18 protein-coding genes are annotated in these 20,074 nt (G+C 49.1%); 10 read left to right on the plus strand and 8 right to left on the minus strand.

The window, feature by feature from the left end:
• Window positions 1-5: 5 nt before the first annotated feature.
• Window positions 6-2,048, minus strand: a complete 2,043-nt coding sequence (locus ACQ6WK_RS03670; protein WP_432799392.1) for a methyl-accepting chemotaxis protein — start codon at window positions 2,046-2,048, stop codon at window positions 6-8.
• A gap of 483 nt (window positions 2,049-2,531) precedes the next feature.
• Here ACQ6WK_RS03670 and glyA point away from each other — a divergent pair, with 483 nt between their 5' ends.
• The 5 genes from glyA (at window position 2,532) to ACQ6WK_RS03695 (ending at window position 7,687) form a co-directional block, all read left to right on the plus strand.
• A complete protein-coding gene (gene glyA, locus ACQ6WK_RS03675) occupies window positions 2,532-3,803 on the plus strand; it encodes a serine hydroxymethyltransferase (RefSeq protein ID WP_432799393.1) in 1,272 nt (423 codons plus the stop codon).
• Between the two features lie 249 nt (window positions 3,804-4,052).
• Window positions 4,053-4,838 carry a glycosyltransferase family 2 protein gene (locus tag ACQ6WK_RS03680; protein ID WP_432799394.1) on the plus strand — a complete coding sequence of 262 codons (786 nt, stop codon included), beginning with the start codon at window positions 4,053-4,055 and terminating at the stop codon, window positions 4,836-4,838.
• Entirely contained in the window at window positions 4,835-5,230 is a 396-nt protein-coding gene (locus tag ACQ6WK_RS03685) for a DUF2304 domain-containing protein (protein ID WP_432799395.1), read from the plus strand. The genes ACQ6WK_RS03680 and ACQ6WK_RS03685 overlap by 4 nt, the downstream gene beginning before the upstream one ends.
• Before the next feature lie 23 nt (window positions 5,231-5,253).
• Entirely contained in the window at window positions 5,254-6,336 is a 1,083-nt protein-coding gene (locus ACQ6WK_RS03690; protein ID WP_432799396.1) for a glycosyltransferase family 2 protein, read from the plus strand.
• A 37-nt stretch (window positions 6,337-6,373) separates the two neighbouring features.
• Window positions 6,374-7,687 carry a polysaccharide biosynthesis C-terminal domain-containing protein gene (locus ACQ6WK_RS03695; protein WP_432799397.1) on the plus strand — a complete coding sequence of 438 codons (1,314 nt, stop codon included), beginning with the start codon at window positions 6,374-6,376 and terminating at the stop codon, window positions 7,685-7,687.
• Between the two features lie 25 nt (window positions 7,688-7,712).
• Here ACQ6WK_RS03695 and ACQ6WK_RS03700 read toward each other — a convergent pair whose 3' ends face one another.
• The 4 genes from ACQ6WK_RS03700 to ACQ6WK_RS03715 form a co-directional block, all read right to left on the minus strand.
• Window positions 7,713-8,618 carry a glycosyltransferase family 2 protein gene (locus ACQ6WK_RS03700; protein ID WP_432799398.1) on the minus strand — a complete coding sequence of 302 codons (906 nt, stop codon included), beginning with the start codon at window positions 8,616-8,618 and terminating at the stop codon, window positions 7,713-7,715.
• Window positions 8,619-8,655: 37 nt separating this feature from the next.
• Window positions 8,656-9,453: an SAM hydrolase/SAM-dependent halogenase family protein gene (locus tag ACQ6WK_RS03705; RefSeq protein WP_432799399.1), complete on the minus strand. Its 798-nt coding sequence runs from the start codon at window positions 9,451-9,453 to the stop codon at window positions 8,656-8,658.
• Between the two features lie 48 nt (window positions 9,454-9,501).
• Window positions 9,502-10,275 carry a tyrosine-protein phosphatase gene (locus ACQ6WK_RS03710; protein ID WP_432799400.1) on the minus strand — a complete coding sequence of 258 codons (774 nt, stop codon included), beginning with the start codon at window positions 10,273-10,275 and terminating at the stop codon, window positions 9,502-9,504.
• Window positions 10,276-10,362: 87 nt separating this feature from the next.
• A complete protein-coding gene (locus tag ACQ6WK_RS03715) occupies window positions 10,363-11,679 on the minus strand; it encodes a competence/damage-inducible protein A (RefSeq protein WP_432799401.1) in 1,317 nt (438 codons plus the stop codon).
• A 156-nt stretch (window positions 11,680-11,835) separates the two neighbouring features.
• On the opposite strand from ACQ6WK_RS03715, the gene ACQ6WK_RS03720 reads away from it, so the two are divergent.
• The 4 genes from ACQ6WK_RS03720 (at window position 11,836) to ACQ6WK_RS03735 (ending at window position 15,374) form a co-directional block, all read left to right on the plus strand.
• A complete protein-coding gene (locus tag ACQ6WK_RS03720) occupies window positions 11,836-12,693 on the plus strand; it encodes a bifunctional 5,10-methylenetetrahydrofolate dehydrogenase/5,10-methenyltetrahydrofolate cyclohydrolase (RefSeq protein WP_432799402.1) in 858 nt (285 codons plus the stop codon).
• 189 nt (window positions 12,694-12,882) lie between these two features.
• Window positions 12,883-13,500 carry a hypothetical protein gene (locus ACQ6WK_RS03725; protein ID WP_432799403.1) on the plus strand — a complete coding sequence of 206 codons (618 nt, stop codon included), beginning with the start codon at window positions 12,883-12,885 and terminating at the stop codon, window positions 13,498-13,500.
• A gap of 26 nt (window positions 13,501-13,526) precedes the next feature.
• Window positions 13,527-14,297 (plus strand): MBL fold metallo-hydrolase, encoded by a 771-nt coding sequence (locus ACQ6WK_RS03730; protein WP_432799404.1) that lies wholly within the window; start codon window positions 13,527-13,529, stop codon window positions 14,295-14,297.
• Window positions 14,298-14,411: 114 nt separating this feature from the next.
• Complete coding sequence (locus tag ACQ6WK_RS03735) at window positions 14,412-15,374, plus strand: hypothetical protein (RefSeq protein ID WP_432799405.1); 963 nt, start codon at window positions 14,412-14,414, stop codon at window positions 15,372-15,374.
• Window positions 15,375-15,506: 132 nt separating this feature from the next.
• Here ACQ6WK_RS03735 and ispH read toward each other — a convergent pair whose 3' ends face one another.
• A complete protein-coding gene (ispH, locus tag ACQ6WK_RS03740; RefSeq protein WP_432799406.1) occupies window positions 15,507-16,616 on the minus strand; it encodes a 4-hydroxy-3-methylbut-2-enyl diphosphate reductase in 1,110 nt (369 codons plus the stop codon).
• A gap of 307 nt (window positions 16,617-16,923) precedes the next feature.
• Between ispH and ACQ6WK_RS03745 the strand changes: the two genes are divergently transcribed.
• Complete coding sequence (locus tag ACQ6WK_RS03745) at window positions 16,924-17,805, plus strand: sigma-70 family RNA polymerase sigma factor (RefSeq protein WP_432799407.1); 882 nt, start codon at window positions 16,924-16,926, stop codon at window positions 17,803-17,805.
• Window positions 17,806-17,888: 83 nt separating this feature from the next.
• On the opposite strand, the gene ACQ6WK_RS03750 is transcribed toward ACQ6WK_RS03745, so the two are convergent.
• Together ACQ6WK_RS03750 and gcvT are read right to left on the minus strand one after the other, a co-directional pair.
• The gene (locus tag ACQ6WK_RS03750; RefSeq protein WP_432799408.1) at window positions 17,889-18,698 is read right to left on the minus strand and encodes a nitrilase-related carbon-nitrogen hydrolase; all 810 of its coding nucleotides are present in this window, start codon (window positions 18,696-18,698) and stop codon (window positions 17,889-17,891) included.
• Window positions 18,699-18,819: 121 nt separating this feature from the next.
• Window positions 18,820-19,935: a glycine cleavage system aminomethyltransferase GcvT gene (gcvT, locus tag ACQ6WK_RS03755; protein ID WP_432799409.1), complete on the minus strand. Its 1,116-nt coding sequence runs from the start codon at window positions 19,933-19,935 to the stop codon at window positions 18,820-18,822.
• Window positions 19,936-20,074 lie beyond the last annotated feature (139 nt).

Genomic DNA, 20,074 nt, shown 5'->3' on the forward strand with positions numbered 1-20,074 from the left:
CTCGTCTAGGCAGCTTGTTCTTCTTTTGCGGCATCCTGTTCGTATGATCGATTACGTTTAACTTTGAAATATTGAACGAGCGATTGCAGATGTTCGGACTTAGATGCAAGCTGTGATGCAGCTGCGGCAGCTTGTGTTGTAGCTGCACCTGCTTGCGTCGTAACACTTGAGATTGAGTCAATATGCTTAGCGACCTCGTCGCTTGCCGCAGATTGTTCTTCAGCTGCAGCAGCAATGGATTGAATCATCGCAGATACATGGTGTGTACGTGTCATGATATCTTCGAGATTGGTGCCTGCACCGGTTACGCGCTCCACACCCTTCTGTACTTCTTCGGTCCCCATCTTCATGCGCGAAACTGCTTCACTGGTTTCTGACTGAATAGCTTCGATCGATTCAGCAATTTCATCAGTCGCATTGGTGGTTCGATCAGCCAATTTGCGTACTTCGTCTGCAACAACCGCAAAGCCACGTCCATGTTCGCCGGCTCTTGCAGCTTCAATGGCTGCATTTAATGCGAGTAGGTTTGTTTGATCTGCAATGTCATTGATGACTTCGATGATCTTGCCAATTTCTTCTCCGCGTTCACCAAGCTGTTTCACACTGTCCGAACTGCGTTGTACGGAATTGTTGATGCTGTTCATCATCTCAATCGTTTCTCGCACAACCTCGCCGCCTTCTTCCGCAGCTGTACCTGATCTTTCTGCTTCGTTGGCTGCATCCATTGATTTGTTGGCGACTTCGGTAATAGACTGCGCCATTTCGTCAACTGCAGTTGTGATTTGAAGGATTTGTGAACTTTGCTCTGTCATACCAGCAGAAAGCTCTTCACTTGAGGCCGCAATTTCATTGCTCGCAGAGGCGACCTCAAATGTCGAGTCACTTACTTCAGCGACGACTCCGTGCAGTCGGCCGATTAGTGCATTGAATCCACCGGCAAGTTCACCAATTTCATCGCAACTGTTAATATCGATTTTTCGCGTGAGGTCGCCATCGGCAATGATTTTAAATTCAGCAAGGAATTTTCGGATTGGATGCACAATACTGCGTGTGATTACGACACAGATGATAATCGCAAGTACAGCCGAGACGCCGGTAACGATCATATTCACACGCTGCATGAACTGCATGCTTGCATTTAATTCGCTACAGGCTTCTTTTGCTTTTATATCTAGATGTTTGCGCAGATTCCCAATTTGTTTGCGGGCTTCAGCAAGTGCCCCAGCGGTCTGACCTTTGAGAATATGACGTGATCTGCTTTCAGCAAGATCGATTTTGTCCTCATATGTGGAAACATCCTGTAAGCACTTGCCGACTTCAGCTAATAGCGGGACCGTCTGTGTTTGATAAACATTTTTGGCGTCTACCAGTCGATTCTTTTCCAAATCCTGACTGATTTTTTGTGCTGATTGATGCAGTTTGGTATGTGGCTCGCGAATATCAGAGAAGGCTTGATGTAACGCTGGGATATGCTCGATATTCTCTCGATAATAATCGCTGGAGAGAAAGCGGCCGAGCACACAATCCTGATGTGATAACTGAACGTGTGTTTGATTAGATTCGTTGAGCAGATCGTTCGACAGTTTTTGTATCCATTGATCATGTCCTTTTGAGATAGCCCAGGTATGCTCATGTAAGCCTTCAATACGTTGTTGCCATGTATTCTGAATCTCGTGTGCAGATAGATGTAAAGTTTTATGTGCAGATTTGAGTTCAGCGATGATTTGTTCTGACGTGTCATCAATCTGAGAAACTTTTTCTGAATCCTCACTGTTTAACCATTGCCCAAGCTTACATTTGGTGTGATCCGTTTGTACTGAAATACGCTCCGTGTTTTCTAGGAAGGTTTGATTGAGACCATTAAGCCAGGTGAGATGATCGTTTTCCTTTTCCGCGAGCATTTGAGTCAGTCCCAGCATGCGATATGCTTTTGCTTCAAGTCGACTTACCCGTTTTTCAGTGATTTGACTTACAATCAATAGTGAGATAATCAGAATAACAATCAATCCAAAGCCAAAGCCGAGTTTCCTACCAATCGTAAACTTCATCTGCTAGCCTCCGGTGAGATGACCTATTGGATAAGAGGCTCCGGGTTGCGGAACCGTACTGTAAAGGCACGATTTAAGTCGTGCTTCATATGATGCTTCCTAATGTGATAAAGTGAATCGGATCAATGAGAAGATGAGATTATCTGAATTACGCCAAAGTGCGATAAATTTAAGAAAATTCTTATTTGTTCTGCTAGTGGTCTTTGATTGATCATATGAGGTTTGGAAAAATTGCTGTGTCGTGTTGCTATTCGCATGACGGTTTCATTAATCACAGTAATGTTTCAAAAAGGAGGGCAAGCTTATACATAGAGTATGGCATGGATATCCATTCGCCTTGATCGGTGCATGTGGAATGCGGTCCGACGTGAAAATCCTTACAATACGGCCTATTGTTCATCATCAGGGTCAAGCCACAACTCGTTGCACAGGGCACACATGCTGGTGGTACCCCATTTATCCCGTGAAATCCGGAGTGATTAGATGACCACGAACTCACCGCAAGTATCAGATGCGGAAAGACTTATAAGCGACTACGATGCTGCAGCTTGGCAAATTATTGCCGCTGAGCAGGACCGTCAAGAACATACTCTTGAGATGATTGCTTCGGAGAACCATGCCTCCCCAGCCGTCATCGCTGCGATGGGCACCTGCCTGACCAACAAGTATGCTGAGGGCTATCCGGGTGCCCGCTATTACGGCGGTTGTAAGTTTCATGATCAAATCGAAGACCTCGCGCGTGATCGTGCCAAGGAACTCTTTGGTTGTCAGTTTGCTAACGTTCAGCCACACTGCGGTGCGAATGCAAACACCGCGGCCTTCATGGCTATGTGCAAGCCAGGCGACACGATCCTTTCGCTGCCCATCTCTTCAGGCGGTCACCTTTCCCACGGTTTGAAAGTAAACTTCTCTGGCCAGTTCTACAACATCGTTGACTACAAACTCGATCCTGAAACCGAGTTGATTGATTACGATTACGTTCGATCACAAGCGCTTGAACACAAACCCAAGATGATCATCTGTGGCTACTCCGCTTACCCACGCACCATTGACTTCGCCAAGTTCCGTGAGATTGCTGACGAAGTTGGTGCCGTGCTTATGGCTGATATCGCGCACATCGCAGGCCTTGTTGCAGCAGGTGTGCACCCTTCACCCTTCCCGCATGCACACATTGTCACGACGACAACACACAAAACGCTGCGTGGCCCACGTGGTGGTTTGATCCTTTCCAATGATCCTGAAGTGGCGAAGATGGTTGACCGCCGTGTGTTCCCCGGTTCGCAGGGTGGCCCACTGATGCATGTAATTGCAGCGAAGGCGGTTGCCTTTGGTGAAGCACTCAAGCCAGAGTTCAAAACCTATCAACAACAGGTTGTGAAGAATGCGCAGGTGCTCGCGGAAGCACTCACTGGCCACGGTTACCGCCTTTGCTCGGGTGGAACCGACAACCACCTGATGCTTGTCGACCTTCGCCCGAAAGACGAAAACCTGACTGGTGCTGAAGCGGAAGTTTGGCTTGAAGAAGCTGGCATCATCACCAACAAGAATGGTATCCCTTATGATCCGCGTCCACCGAAAGTGACCTCCGGCTTGCGTCTTGGAACGCCAGCTCTTACCACGCGCGGTTTGAAAGAAGAAGATATTCGCGAAGTGGCCGGCATGATCGATCGCGTGCTTGCATCCAACGGCGCTGCTGCTGCTGAGGTGAACAAGGACGTTATAGCGATGTGTGCGAAGCACCCGATGCCGCACTAAAACGCTGAGAAAAAAACGCAAAATTAGGGCGTCCTGCACGGCGCTCTTTTTTTTGTGGGCTGGGAGGTTGTGCTGTTGCTCAGAATTTGGTCGTAGCGTGATCAAATCCCAGTTATGGTGCGTATAACCGGTGTGGCATGATTGATTTCACGCCAGACTTGATTAATCGTAATCTGTTGGCAATACTGACTTTCTAGGAATCATTTTTTTGAATCATTGAGAGGGCAGGGTACCGGAAAAGTTCGGCTCATGAGTAGCATACAAGCACAATCTGGAGATGGCAGATTAGATAAGCCAGGCGGCGAACTTCGCGTGTTGGTGATTGTACCTGCTTACAACGAGGCCGGTTCAATTGCAGAAGTAGTGACTAAGATTATAAAGGCGTCACCGGTGTTACATGTGTTGGTGGTAGATGATGGGTCGGTAGATGCAACTTATGCGAGTGTGCCTAAGCATGATCGTGTGACCGCGATTCGTTTGCCGTTCAATCTTGGTATTGGTGGTGCGGTGCAGACTGGCTATAGGTTTGCTGCGAACAATCATTTTGATATCGCGATCCAAGTTGACGGGGATGGACAGCATCCCCCAGATCAAATTAGTAAACTTATTGATCATATGACAGCTAGTGAAGCTGACCTAGTGATCGGTTCACGATTCTTGCCAGAGTCGGGCGCTTACCGTGCTCCTAAATCAAGACGTTCAGCGATTAAGTTACTCGGTTCATTGATACGTCTGCTTACTGGTGGGCAGCGCGTTACCGATTGTACCTCAGGTTTTCGAGCAGCTAACAAGAGCGTACTACGATCATTCGCTTATTGGTATCCAGAAGATTATCCGGAGCCGGAAGTTATTGTAGCATTGCATCGCGCGGGCTATGTTGTTGAAGAAGTACCTGTGGATATGAAGCAGCGTGAAACAGGTACGTCGTCGATCTCGTTTTTGGATGGGATGTTTTACGTGATTAAGGTTGGCTTCGCGATCATCTTGACAACGATTCGAAACCCTTGGCCGAAGGAAAGGATCAATCACACATGATCCGCACCTTGATCCTCTTTGCGTTTGCAGTGTTATTGGTCGTGTTGACGATACGATCACTCCGCGCTCAGCGGTTGAAAGAGCGTTACGTTCTTCTTTTTCTTCTGACGGGTTTGCCGTTTTTGGTGTTGACGTTTTGGCCCAATGGGATTGTGTTTTTCTCGGATTTGCTTGAAATCGAGAAGCCAACACTGCTGGTATTGTGTGCATGTATGTACTTCATCATGACCACATTCTCGTTGCTGTCGATTGTTTCTGTGCAGGAACGCAAGATTACAACGCTGTCACAGATGGTTTCGATTTTGCAGGAGAAGCAGGGAATCCATAGCGCCGAACGCGGTCAAGATCTTGATCTCAATCAATCAAATCCGGAAGATGAATCCTCCGTATAGCGGTTGTCCGCACGATACTCATCATGTCAAATCCATCCGAATCATCATCTCGGTTGCCGCATGTTGCGGTTCTCATCACTTGCTATAACGGTAAGCAATATCTCGATGATTTGTTTACTTCATTGCAATCATGCGCTTCTTCGAAAGTAAAACAAACCATTGTTATGGTCGACAATGCTTCGACTGATGGTAGTAGCGAGTATGCGAGGGAAAAATATCCATTCGTAGATGTGGTTCGACTTGATCCAAACAAAGGTTTCGCTGGCGGAAACAATTTTGGTTGGGAGCATATTCAATCTCATTATGCAGATGTAGATTTTGTCTTGCTGCTCAACACAGACACTGCCGTGACAGAAAATTGGCTCTTGCCGTTGGTCACTTTCATGCATGAGCATCCAGAAGCCGGCGCGGTGCAGCCGAAGATCATGTTGCATGATAAGCCAGATCATTTCAACACGGTGGGGAACCGTTCGCATTACCTTGGCTTCGGTATGATGACCGGCTACGACGAGATCGATCAGGGACAATATGACCAGCCGCGCGCGATTGCGTTTGCATCAGGGTGTTGCGTGATGATCCGTACAGATGTGCTTCGTTTAGTCGGTTTGTTTGATGAAACATACTTCATGTATCTTGAGGATGCGGAATTGGGTTGGAAGATTCGGCTTGTTGGTTATGAGAACTATTATTGTCCGGATACCAAGATCTATCACAAGTACATCGCAAATGCGCCGTACAAATACTACTACTATCTGGAACGCAATCGCTGGCTGCTCATGCTCAGTTGCTACCGATGGGTGACATTGTTATTGCTCTTACCGATACTGATCTTCATGGAATTTGGGCAATTGATATTCTCGGTGATGGTCGGTCGATTAGGGGATAAATTGCGAGGATACGCCTACTTTTTGTTGCCAAAGAATGCGAGGAATTGCCTTGTTTCAAGGCAATTCACACAGGGAAGACGCAAAATTTCGGATGGTGTGTTGCTGAGAGATGCGGTGAGTGAGATCGAGATCCCTTCGGGTTCGCCATGGTTACTGCGGCGAGTTGCATCACCTATTATGGCGGTTTATTGGAAGCTGGTGCGAAGATTGATACGATAGATCGGCTAATTGTCTATTCATGGGTTAGATCGAATTTATGGAATCACCGGAAACACCAATATCATCCAGTAAACCGCACTTGCTGCCTCGCGTATCGGGGGTAGCGGTGGTCAATGCGATTGGTGCGGCATTACTGTTACTGTTGAATTTGGTGTTGGCGCGAATCGCGGGTGAGCGGGGCGTTGGGGCATATAACTTTGCATGGGCGTGGATTGAAGTGATTGTGGTGTTCAGTATGTTGGGGATGGATAAGCTTGCGATGCGCGATGTGGCGTATCATTTGGCAAACGGTGCTTGGGGGAAGCTGCAAGGTTTGGTACGCGGATCGACGCTGTTGCTTATTTTAGCAACAGTGATGTGCGCAGGGATTTTGGCCGGCGCAATGTTTTTGTGGTTTGGTGACTACTTTAAGCCGGTGTTGTTGACCGCAGTTCTGATCGGGATGACGGTGGTGCCGTTTCGAGCACTGGCATTTCATTTGCATGGAGTGCTGTTGGGGTTAAAAAAACCGCTTCATGCACAGATTCCGATGTTCATCTGCCAACCTCTGTTTACGATCATGATTTTTATCGTGCTGGTGATTGTCTATGGGCAGGCTTATGCGACGGGAACGGTAGCAGTTACAGCATCGTCAGTGAGCGCTTTTGGGGTGGCGGGATTGTCAGCTATTTATTGCTTAAAATATTTGCCACGCGAAATGAAGGGTGTGCGAGGTGAATATGATTTGCCGCAATGGTTAAGGGTGGCTTTGCCAATGATGTTTCTGGCATCCATGACTTTGCTGAACACGCGGGCAGATATCATTATGATTGGTCTTTTCAAGACAGCAGATGACGCGGGGATTTATGCGGTTTCAAGTCGAATTGCCGAATTTATTCGGTTTGGAGCACTTACCATTAATCCAGTGATTGCAGGTCTAATCGCGCAGCATCATGCGCAGAATCAGCGAGAGAAACTTAAGCGAGTGGTGCGATCATCATCGCGATTGTTACTGTTGTGGTCAGTACTGTCATTGGCAGTGTTGGTGAGCTTTGGCTATGTGATTCTTGGTGTTTTTGGGGAAGGGTTTCATGCGGGGTATGTGCCATTGCTAATTTTAGCGGTAGGGCAGTTTATGACACTCGCACTTGGGCCGGTAGATAGTATTTTGTTGATGACAGGTCATCACTATGCTGCAGCTTATGGTTTGGTTATTGCAACACTACTTAATGTTGTGTTGAACATTCTTTTGATCCCTATTTTAGGTATGACTGGGGCAGCTATTGCAACTGCAGTATCTGCATCAATTTGGTCATCTATTCTAGCATTTGCAGTGATTAAACGCATGCATTTTAGGCCGTTTGCGTTCTAACGTATGATCTTTTGCGGTATAACTTTCATAGTTCCGTTTCGTGACTTTGGTAATAATCGAATTGTTTAAATGATTTATAGAAAAACGAATAGATCAGAAGTTTAAACCATAAACTGGTATTGCATGGATAACGAAAAAAGTCTCTGTATGACTTTTCATTGTGGCTCAGAATTCTACCGATCCGATATTGAATGATGAGATTATGTTTTTGTTTTGCTGTCAAAGAAATGTTTTTTGTATCGAGAATTTCTTTAGCGATCATTGAGCGATATACTCCGATTTGGCGATACTGGCTACTTTTATTTTCATCATGTGCATGAATCAATGCGATAGTGTGATTGTGTATTATTTTATAATGATCAAAGATCCTCAAGTTTTTCAGCCAGAAAAGCCAGTCTTCAAGATAACGTTTGTTAATATCAAAATATTTGATGAGAGTTTCTTTTTTAAAGATGATCGATGATTGTGTGAGCGGATTTTGTGCGGTAAACAGATCATATAATTTGCTCTGTTTTATATTTGGTGGGTTGAATCGTTTGTGTTTTAAGCCATTCTTTATAATTTCGACAGGGTATAAGAGGCAGGTTTCTTGTTGTGCGTCCATTACACTATCCATAGGATCATTTGCAAGTTCATCGTCGACATCAAGGAATAGTATCCATTTACCAACAGCTTGATTGAGACCGGTATTCTTCGCAGCAGCCGATCCGCCATTTTCTTGATGTATTACAGTTATGCTATTAAACCCCTCTTGCTCACTTTCATATTGCCTAATGCGGTTCAAAGAATTGTCAGTCGATCCATCATCAATAAGTATGATTTCGACTTTATATCGATTCTTTGGATCAATGCGCAGAAGTGAATGAGAATAGCGGTCAATAAACCGTTCGCCATTATAGATGGGCGTAATAATGCTTAAAACAGGGAGCATAGCAAAAGATTAACACAAATGAATATTAATATCTAGATTACAGCTTTGTGATTGTAGCTATGCTGCCGCAGATGAGATCGAGTTCTTGTGCGGCACTTCCATTTCGCAAGCCGATTTCTAGTCGCATGGATGAGCCGATATAGGCCACAAGTTCCCCTTCGGAGACATCGGAGAAAGTGGATTGGATGCCGGAGATAATTTGTACATGACCACAGGTTAAGGCAATGCGGTCGCCATGTGCGAGGATGTACTGTTCGAGCATATTGCGGTGGATATTGGTGATAAGGTTACCGAAGCGATCAATCATAATAACATGACCGGTGAGTGTGCTGTTGTGTGTGGTTGGCTGGGGGAGATCTAATGTGATGTATTGTTGCAGAGGATCACCGAGTGCGGAGAGATGGATGCCCGCAGCTAGGTGTGCAGCGGTTGCTGCAAAGATGTCGCGGCCGTGGAAAGTAGAACTGCTGCCGAACCAGTAATCTGGCTGACTAAGTTCGACGATTTTGATGATACGTTTGTTTTGAAGGGCAGCAGTAAAAAGCCCGTTGTCAGGGCCAATGAAAATAGCATCACTTGTTTGGATGGCGATGGCTTTGCGTTTGCTGCCGACACCGGGATCAATGACCGCGATATGAATGGTATGGGTTGGGAAAGCGTCCAACGCATCGGCGAGAAAGTATCCGCCGTAGGCTATATTCTGAGGTGGAACATCATGTGTGAGATCGATGACGTTTGCGGCAGGGCAGATGTGCGCGATGACACCTTTCATTTGGCCGACGTAGGTGTCGCGGTGGCCGAAGTCGGTGAGCAGTGTGATCACGGGGCGGTTCATAGTGTGATGCTCACGGTGTTTGGGAAAAGCTGGTGGCTAGTATGATCTTTATTTAGCCTTCATTTCCAGGCCGAGGATCATCTCACGCGGGCGAACCATGGTGAGTTCGTCGATGACGGATTGCGTGTAGGTTGCGATGGCGATATCGAAGCCGTCGATACGGCCCATCATACTGTCGGGTGCGTGGGCATCCATGGCAAGGAACGTGTACCAGCCTTCTTCCATCCACTTGCGGATGCGGACATCGGCGAGATAGCCTTCTTCGCCGGTGAAGCATTTGAAGTTGCCTTGCAGAAGCACGCCTTGTGTCATCCATACTTCGAGTTGCTGGTCGAGTTTTTTGTAATCACCAAGGCGTTCGGGGTGTGCGAGGATTGGTGTATAGCCTTCAGTGAGGAGCCATTCAAAAGCTTTGTTGACCCAGCGGGGCCATTTGGCTTCCCAGAAATCTACTAGCACGTAGTTAGAGTCTGCAAGTGTGATGACGCCATCAGCTTTCCATTCATCGATAACTTTTTTGTGCAGACGAATTTCGCCGCCGGTCCAAAGTTCGAAGGCAATGTCACGCTGCGACAGTTCATCTCGGAGTGCATCGGTCCAGATTTGAATATGCTCTTTGGAATTCCCGGGGAACATTTCTGGCCAGATATGTGGCGTGCAGATTGCACCAACGTAGCCGTGTTGCATCAGTTCCTGAATCTGTATGACGCTTTCTTCGACGGTACGGCACCCATCATCCACACCTGGTAAGGAGTGGTTGTGCATATCGATGCGGCCGTCGGGCACGACATGCTGTTCAAGTGCGTCCAGTTCTTCCTGCATAACAAATCAAACCTTATTCCGTGCCGCATGCATCAGCGGCACTCAACAAATTCTAGCGCATGATCATACCCCAGTCGCGCCGTTTGTTCACTTTGTCTCAATCGGATGCTTGGTCTCCTGCAGCGAGCCAAGCCAGCCTATTAGTTCTATCGGTTCATTGAGCAGGGTCAGTCGAACGGCTTGCAAACCAAGCTTGGCGGCTCGATCGCGTACTTTTTTTCGGTCGCCAAGCAAGTGAGCAACTCCGGTGATCGTCCGGATATGTGTTTTCTTACGAGTGGCGATGCCGAACCAGACGATGCCGACTGGTTTGTCTGAAGTGCCGCCATCGGGTCCAGCGATGCCAGAGACCGAGATAGCGAGATCGGTACCGGTTTGTTGGATCGCACCAAGGGCCATTGCTTGGACGGTCTCAGCGGAAACTGCTCCGTGCTTATCGAGCGTATTGGTTGGCACATTCAACAGTGATGACTTCATGGCATTTGAGTAGGTGACAAATCCACCGGCATAGGCAGCACTACTGCCGGGAACATCGGTGATGAGTTTGCCGATGAGACCGCCGGTGCATGACTCAGCGGTAGCGAGAGTTTTGTGTTGCGCGAGCAGTTCGTCAACGACTGTTTGCTCGAGCGTGGTATCGCCACGACTGAATACAAGTGTGCCCATTTTCTGTTCAACCTGTTGCATGATAGATTCAACTTGGGCAGAAGCTTCGGTTGTATTGGCATATTCGCCGCGGACTCGGATTGAGCAGATGCCGGCCGTGACCGTTGTGCCAACGAGGGGGTTTTTGCCGCGTGTCATCAAGTCGTCCAGTATCACAGCAACATCGGATTCGCCCATACCGAAGGTATTGATCTTACCGGTGACGATGGCGCGAGGTGATTGATCGTCGGGGTGAATCATTGTTTTGATGACGCTGTTAAACATGGTGCGCATCTCGCTGGGAACACCGGGCATGAGAAAGACTTGTACGCCGTTGTGTGTGGCATGGATGCCGGGAGCAGTACCGTTGGTATTTGTGATCATGGTGCTGCCAACAGGGTGAGTGACTTGCACGAGGTTACGTGGAGACATTGGCCGATTGCGATTGGCGAAGAAGGCTTCGAGGCGAGCTTTTTGAGTGTCGTCTTGGATGAGATTGGTGCCGAGGAGTTTGGCGAGTGCATCGCGTGTCAGATCGTCATCGGTTGGACCTAATCCTCCGCTAACTAGAACAAGGTCGGTATGTTCACACCCCCATGCAAGTACGCGCACAATATCGTCTAGCTCGTCCGCGGCGGTCAGATGAAGAGATGTCATGATGCCCATTTGAGCGAGTTCGCCGCTGAGCCAAGCGCTGTTGCTATCGACGGTTTGTCCGAGAATCAGTTCATCGCCTATGGAAATGATTGATGCTTTCATGTTCACAGTTTACTCCGCGAGGATTGGACCGACCAACCGCGGGTAGGTTTGCTGCAGAATGAAGCGATGTAGATTGGCTGAGATTGCACTGGGTTTTAAGTGCTTCGGCAAGTGGCTGGCAGGACAGTTCGGAAGAGATTTCGTATAATTTACCGCATGAATACACCCACGATTATTGACGGCAAGAAGGTTTCTGCGGAGGTTCAGCAGCAGGCGGCCGACCGTGTGAAGAAGATCATTGAGAAGACCGGCGTGACGCCATGTCTTGTGACGGTGCTGGTTGGCAGCGACCCCGCATCGGTGACTTATACGCGCATGAAGCGGAAACGCTGTGAAGCAGTGGGTATGAAGTCGATGAAGGTGGAATTGCCGGAAGAAACAACAACCGAGCAATTGCTTGCGAAGATAAAAGAGTTGGGTGATGACCCGGCGATACACGGCATTCTCTTGCAGCACCCGGTTCCTTCACAGATTGATGAGCGGGCAGCTTTTGAAGCGATCCCCGCAGCGAAAGATGTTGATGGTGTGACGATTGCGTCGTTTGGCGCGATGGCGTTTGACTTGCCGGGGTTTGGATGTGCAACACCAGCAGGCATCATTGATTTAATTGATGCGTATGACATTGACTGCAACGGGAAGCATGCGGTGGTGATTGGGCGTTCGCCGATCTTGGGTAAGCCGATGGCAATGATGCTTTTGTCACGTCATGCCACGGTGACAATTTGTCACTCGCGGACCACGGATTTGCCGGGCTTGGTAAAGCAAGCGGATATTATTGTGGCGGCGGTAGGCCGACCGAACTTCGTGCAAGGCGACTGGGTAAAGCCCGGCGCGATCGTGATTGATGCGGGCTACAACCCGGGCAACATCGGCGACTGCGATTATGAAGCTTGCGCGAAGAACGCATCGATGATCACGCCGGTGCCGGGTGGCGTTGGCCCGACGACGATTGCAGCACTGATCAACCAGACCTCCATCGGCGCGGCTCGACAGCTTGGGCTCGATCTTGAGTAAACTACAGTAAACACTGAACTCCTCACGCCGGCCGATCAAGGCCGGTTTTTTATGTCAATCCAGACGCGCATCAGGCCGCAAAATGTCCTAAAATATAGGCTTTCAGGGGCCGAACGGGCGGCGCCTTGCAGGGCCGGGTGGCTGCTCAGAAACCTCGCGAGCATGAGGCTCGCTGTATGGACACAATGGATGAGTCAATTTAATTCTACAACATACGATATTGAACGGCCGACCGGTCGGTGTGCTTTTAACGACCGTGAACTTGAACCGGGCGAGCATTATTATGCGACGCTTGTAGAGTTGACGGCTGAGGAGATGGAGCAACTTGCTAAGACCGACAAGGTAAAATCTGCGCTTGGGCTAAAGCGATTGGATGTTTCGGAGGAAGTTTGGGAGAAGGGGAATCGCCCGAATCATTTGTTCGGATTTTGGAAGACGACGGTGCCGGAGCCGAACGAGAAGAAGCGGCAGTTCGTTGATAATTCGGTGCTGATGGAGATGTTGAAGAAGCTGGGGATTACGGAAGATGAAGATAAGATTGCGTTCCGGTATGTGCTGGCTTTGATCTTGATGCGTAAGAAGTTGTTGCGCTATGACGCGGCGGAAAAGCGGACAGTTCAGACTCAGGACGGCGAAACGGTTGAGCAGGAATTGTGGTTGCTCACGCCGAAGCTTGATGTGAAGAAGGGGCCGCTCGGGAAATGGGATCAGGGGAACACCATCGAGTTGATCGACCCGAAGCTGGACGAAAAGAAAATCGAGCAGGTGACAGTACAACTCGGCGATGTATTGAACGCAGACTTTTAATCCGTGCTTAGGTGGCAGGCCAAGTCATGAAAGTGATCTCACTTCAATCCGGGTCCAACGGTAATGCCATCTATGTTGAGACAGCAGGGGTGCGGTTGTTGTTTGATGCAGGGATATCAGGGAAACAGGCACAATCGCGGCTTGCGCAGCACGGCATCGACATTCATGCCATTGACGCGCTGATCATCTCGCATGAGCATGTGGATCATGTTGCCAAGGCAGGGGTTTATCACCGAAAGTTCGGGCATGCGATTCATATCACGCCGCACACATTATTGAATGCGACGATGAAATTTGATCTGGGTGAGATCAGCCGTGTGACGCATTTTCATGCGGGCGATTCGTTTTCGCCGAAAGGTCATGATCATGTTCGGATTCACGCGATCCCGACGCAACATGACTGTGTGGATGGCACGTGTTTTGTGATTGAAGCAGACGGAAAACGGCTGGGGTTGTTCACGGATTTGGGGCACGCGTTTGCAGAACTGTCGGTCATCATCCCGACACTTGATGCGTGTATCATTGAATCAAATTTTGATCCGGAGATGCTTGAGCGATCGGGATATCCGATCCATACGCAGCGCCGTATTGCCGGGCCGCGCGGGCATCTGTCGAATTTTGAAGCCGCTGAGCTGATCACCGATCATGGCGAAGATTTGCAGTGGGTGATGCTGGCGCATCTGTCCGGGAATAATAATACGCCGGGTTTGGCAGAGATGACACATCGTGACCATCATGGCGTGCCGATCCATGTTGCGTCGCGCGAACGAGTGGGTGATTGCATCCCAATTGTGTAGTGGTGAGGGAACGATCCCATTTAATGCTTTGGCGAGGGGCAAAGTTGCCTATACTGGTTTGATGTTGAAAAAGCCGATGAAGAGGAAGGCCATTAATCGCTAAAGGATGAGCGTATGGAGATGCGTCGAAACCATTGGGTGATGTTGCTGCTGGTTGTGGGATGCGCTGTGCTATCAGCTTGTAATACACAGCCGATTATCCCGGAACAGGATAAATTATTACCGCCGCGGATCAGTGCTCCCACGGAGTGGCCGGACTATGAGACATTGGTCGCGCGGTATAACGCCAATGTTGAGAAGATCAGTAACTTGCGGGCTGGCGTTGATTTTCAGATCAAATATGTTGACGACGAAGGTAATAAGAAAACCGAGGATGGTGGTGGGAAGTTTTTCTTTATTTCCCCGGATAATATGACGTTGGTGCTTTCAAAAGCTGGGATTGAGATATTCTGGGCGGGGACCAATGCGGAAAAGTATTGGCTATTCGATCTGCACAACGATCATCTTTTTTGGGGGTACAACCGCTATGCGGGGTTGCCTAAAACGTTTGAGCTTCAAAACATTCCTATTCAGCCAGATGAGGTGACGCATCTTTTAGGGCTGCGCAAGATACCAGTGCTTACCGATGATGCGCCGGAGCCAGCTATTCAGAAAGTGAATGGCTATGCAGTGATCACATTGCCACGTCAGTATGTCAAGGTTCCAGTTGAAACAGGCCCGGTTGTAGGGGAGATTGCTGTGCTCAAAGGTGGGTGGCGGTATTACCTTGATCCTGAGACGGGCTTGCCCGCAGGGATAGATTTTTTAGATGCAGAGCTTCGCACGCCGGTGATCACATCTCGTATTTCTAATCCTAAGACGTTTTCTTCATCGCGGGTTGCGCCAGTGATGCGTCCAAAACTGCCGGGGCAGGCAGAGATGTATTTCCACGAAACAGAGGCGTATTTGCGGTTGTATTTGTTAGATTATTCCGACAGGAAACCGCCTTCGGTTTTATTTGATTTCGACAAGCAATTGCAGAAGAAGAAGCCGAAGGAAACCTTTCAGCTTGATATTGAGTACACACGTGATCAATAGCTGCTTGATCTAATGGATGATTAAATGATTGGGATGCATGTAAAAACAGCGACCGGTTGGCCGCTGTTTGTTTATCGTTTAGTTGATGCTTTCGCAGATCCTCTGGCGACGTGATTTACTTCCGGGGGGGATTTAGCTACAGCTTTCCTGAAGCACACGCAGACTACGTGGGAGGTTGAAGTGAACATCTTCTTCGACCACGTGTGATTCTTCGACTTCGCCGCCGTATTTTGCCACCAGTTCTTCGACGATCTCACGAACCAAGTGTTCAGGAGCGCTGGCGCCAGCAGTCAGTAGCAACGAATCAACCCCCTCGAACCAAGAATGATCCATTTCGGTTTTGTCATCAACGAGGTAAGCAGGCGTCCCGGTGTTCTCGCTGATTTCAGTAAGGCGGACGCTATTGGAAGAATTCTTGGAACCAACAACGAGTACAAGGTCTGATTGTTCGCAGAGAGCGCGGACGGCAGTTTGTCGGTTGGTCGTTGCGTAACAAATGTCTTCGCTTGGCGGCTTTTTGATACCGGGGTAGCGTTTCTTGATCGCATCAATGATGATGTTTGCATCATCCATGCTGAGCGTGGTTTGGGTTAGGTAGACAAGTTGATCTTGTTCCTCGGTGGTAAACGGTAGTTTCTCGACGTCTTCCGGGCTTTCGACGATGGAAAATGCATCGGGTGCCTCACCAACGGTGCCGACGACTTCATCGTGGCCAGCGTGTCCGACCAGTAACAACTTGTAGCCCTGCTTGGCGTAGCGGATTGCTTCCATGTGGACCTTGGTTACCAGCGGACAGGTTGCGTCGATCATGGTGCAGTTGCGCGCCTTGGCAGCGTTGCGAACCTCGGGACTTACGCCATGAGCGCTGAAGATGATCGTTGAATCCGGCGGGACCTCATCGATACCGTCGACAAACACCACGCCTTGCTCCTTGAAGTGCTCTACGACATGGCGGTTATGCACGATTTCGTGATAAACATACAGCGGCGTCCCCACGATCTTCAAGGCCTCTTCGACCGTCGAGATCGCCATATTGACGCCCGCACAAAATCCTCTGGGATTCACAAGAATGATCTTCATAGTGATCATCTTATCCTGCCATTCCTCCCATATCCAACTGGTTTGAGCGATGAGATCTTTTCCAGAAATCCCATTAACTGCAAGTTGGTTTTGTGACTTAAACGGCATCACACCGGACACGATCATCTTCTCATGCCCGGCAGAACCCGCAGTTCGATCCATGGTAGCACGGTATTAGAGCCGATTGTGAGGGCAGTAATTTTGTACTCACCGGCATAATCCGCAAGGCCGATAAACTCCGCACACCATCTCTGGGCCGCATCGTTTTCGCTCTTATGCACCACCGCTGCCTCGCCGAAATGTAGATAGAGAGCCGCCGCGCCTTTCTGCCCAAGACAAAGCAGACAGCGGTACGGACGCCAGCGGCCAAACGCACGGATCGGAGAAAAGCCAGCAGATCCAGGAACAGCAAATCGCTATTCCCCTCAGACACCTAGTGTGCTGAGCTGCTGAAACGGGAATCATTTATATGGCTTCAAGCAAGCTCAAAAGCGAACTCGCACTCTATCTCAAACAGATTGACGAATCGCCATTGCTCACTGCAGATCAAGAGAAGGCGCTCGCCCGCCGGATCATCAACGACAACTGTCCCGAAGCACGCGAGCACATGATCCGCTCGAACTTACGCTTGGTGGTTGCGATTGCCAAACGCTACAACAACCGCGGGCTCCCGTTGCAGGATCTCATCGAGGAAGGCAACATCGGTTTACTTCGCGCGGTTGAAGGATTCGATCCCGATCAAGGGGCGCGTTTTTCGACCTATGGCTGTTGGTGGATCAAGCAAGCCATCAAACGCGCCCTCATCAATGCGGTGCAGCCCATCCACATCCCCGCCTACATGGTGGAATTGATCTCCAAGTGGAAACGCGCTTCACGTGAGCTTGAGGAAGAGCTTGGCCGTACGCCGACGATTGAAGAGTTGGCAGAGTACATGGAACTGCCAGCCAAGAAAATTAAGATTATTAAGAAGGCGGTACGGGCTGCACAACGCCCCGCGCAGAACGGCTCCGGCGGCGATGATGATGCGCCTTCACTTTCTGAGATGATCTCAGATACGCGCCATCTTGCACCGGACGAGCAGGTGCTACTCGACGATGATCTGAACACGATCTCCGTCTTGCTCGAAGCGATTGATGACCGTGAGGCGACGATTCTTCGGCTGCGATACGGTCTTGATGGCAACGAACCTTTAACGCTCAAAGAAATCGGCGGGCAGATCGGCCTGACCCGTGAGCGCGTTCGTCAGATCGAGATTGAAGCGATCAAGAAGCTCGGCGCCCGGATGAATTCTGACCGCCCTTTCGCTGCCATCCGCGCAAGGCAGCAAATGTCCAAGCGCCAATCGGCGTAAAGTCAGCATGTATGATGACAAAATAAAAAGCCACACCGTTGCGTGTGGCTTTTTATGATCGTTTGATTGGGTTGTGTGTACGACTAAGTATCAAGCCCCAAGAATTCATTTCGCATATCCTTCAATGCTGGAAAACGCCCGCGGTATTCTGCCAGATCATCTAGGTCGATTTCGGCACTGATGATACCAGTTTCATCTTGCGCATCGGCCATGATCTCACCGCGTGCATCAATGACCATGCTGCGACCTGGATAACCAAGGAATGGATCAAGACCAATTCGGTTTACCGCAACTACATACGCAAGATTTTCAATCGCGCGTGCTTGATTGAGTGTCACCCAGTGCTTTACACGCCGTTTTGGAAAGTTCGCAATCACCGTAAACAGTTCCGCGCCTTGCGCTGCACCATGCCGAAAGATTTCCGGGAAGCGCACGTCGTAACAGATCAGTGGGCAGACCGTCACGCCGCCCCATTTGAATACATAAACTTCTTTACCTTTGGCATAGAAATCAGTTTCTTGACCATACGAAAATGGATGAATCTTTGTATACCGACAAACTTCAATCCCATTCGGATCAAACACCACGCACTGGTTCAGCCCTTTGCGATCCGCGCCTCGCCGTACCACGCCGCCGAGCATCCAGACACCGTACTGTTTTGCTTTTTCTATCAAAAACGTCTCGACGATCCGCGCTTCGCCTTCCTCAGCCCTATTCACCTTCAACGTAAAACCGCTTCCCATCATCTCCGGCAAAACCACCAGTGCACCTTCCTTTAACTTCCCTTCTTGCGCAAAATCTTCCAGTATCTTCCCGGCAGTCTGCACGTTCTCCGCAGGTTTCTCCCAGGCGATGTCATACTGCACGCCGACAACTTGTTGGGTTTGACTCATGTTAGCATTCTAATCACCGCAGCAGCGGATAGCGACCGTGATTTTACGATCAACATACCGATGCAAAAAAACAGCGACCATTTAGCCGCTGCGTAATTCATAAGTTCTGATTATTTGTACGCTATTCCGGTACTCTATCGAGGGGGCGCTTGTAGAAGGGTAGGGCAACAACTTCCGCCTCAACTTGAGCCGAGCCGAGATCGATTTGGACCTTGCTGCCTGCTTTAATCTCAGGTTTCACATAGGCCATGGCAATCGGCTGCTCAAACGTCGGTGACATACAGCCGCTGGTGACAGTGCCGATCTCGCTATCACCATTTACAATTTTCATACCCTGACGTGGTGTGCGTTTGCCTTCGATTTTCAAGCCAACCAATTTCTTTTTCAGTCCCTCAGCTTTGGCTTTCTTGATTGCGTCCTGACCGACAAACACTTCGCCGCGTTCGTCTTCATCTTTATTCAGACTCACCGCAAAACCCAGACCCGCCTCTAGCGGATTGGTTTGCTCATCGAGTTCATGGCCATAGAGCGGCATGCCTGCTTCCATACGCAGCGTGTCCCGCGCGCCAAGACCACACGGTTTTACCGTAGCGTTATCGCTTTGATCTTTAAGTAGCAGTTTTACGGCCATGTTTGCCATATTTGCACCGAGGATAACCTCGACGCCATCTTCACCTGTATACCCCGTACGGCTAATCGTCATCTTCAAAATTAGTAAGTTCTTCTGGCAGAAGGTGTAGTTCTTCAGACTTGGGACTTCCTTCGAGAACTGTCCGATCATGTCCATCACCTTCGGTCCTTGTACTGCGACCATGGCCGTTGATTCGGTCACGTCATCGATCTTTACCACCAAATCACCTTTGATTGCATCAAAATGCTTTAGTAGCTTTTCGCGGTTTGATGCATTTACGACCAGCATCCAATGGCTTTCAAAACGATAGATCAAAACATCATCCAGTACGCCACCATCTTCATTACAGATCAGGCTGTACCGGCAGGTATTTTCTTTCATATCCGAGATGCGGCGTGTGAGCAGTCGTTCAAGAAACCGTCGCGCATGACGACCTTTAATGTTAATGCGCCCCATGTGAGACACGTCGAACAATCCACCGCTGTTGCGTACCTGGTTATGTTCTTCAATCACCGAGCCGAAGGATACCGGCATTTCCCATCCCGCGAAATCCACAAATTTCGCCCCGTTCTCGTTCATGTACTTATAAAAAGGTGTGCGCTTCACGCTCGTTTCCTTTGTTCAAAATCATCGTGACAATCAGGCAACCAAACCGCGGTTGCGGTGTTCGTAGGCATATCTTACACCACATCAGCAGGAAAGTGGCCGAGTACGAGAGAAAGTGATTTCCCTTGCTGTGTCATGT

The sequence above is a fragment of the Poriferisphaera sp. WC338 genome (assembly GCF_050931845.1).
GTDB lineage: Bacteria > Planctomycetota > Phycisphaerae > Phycisphaerales > Phycisphaeraceae > Poriferisphaera.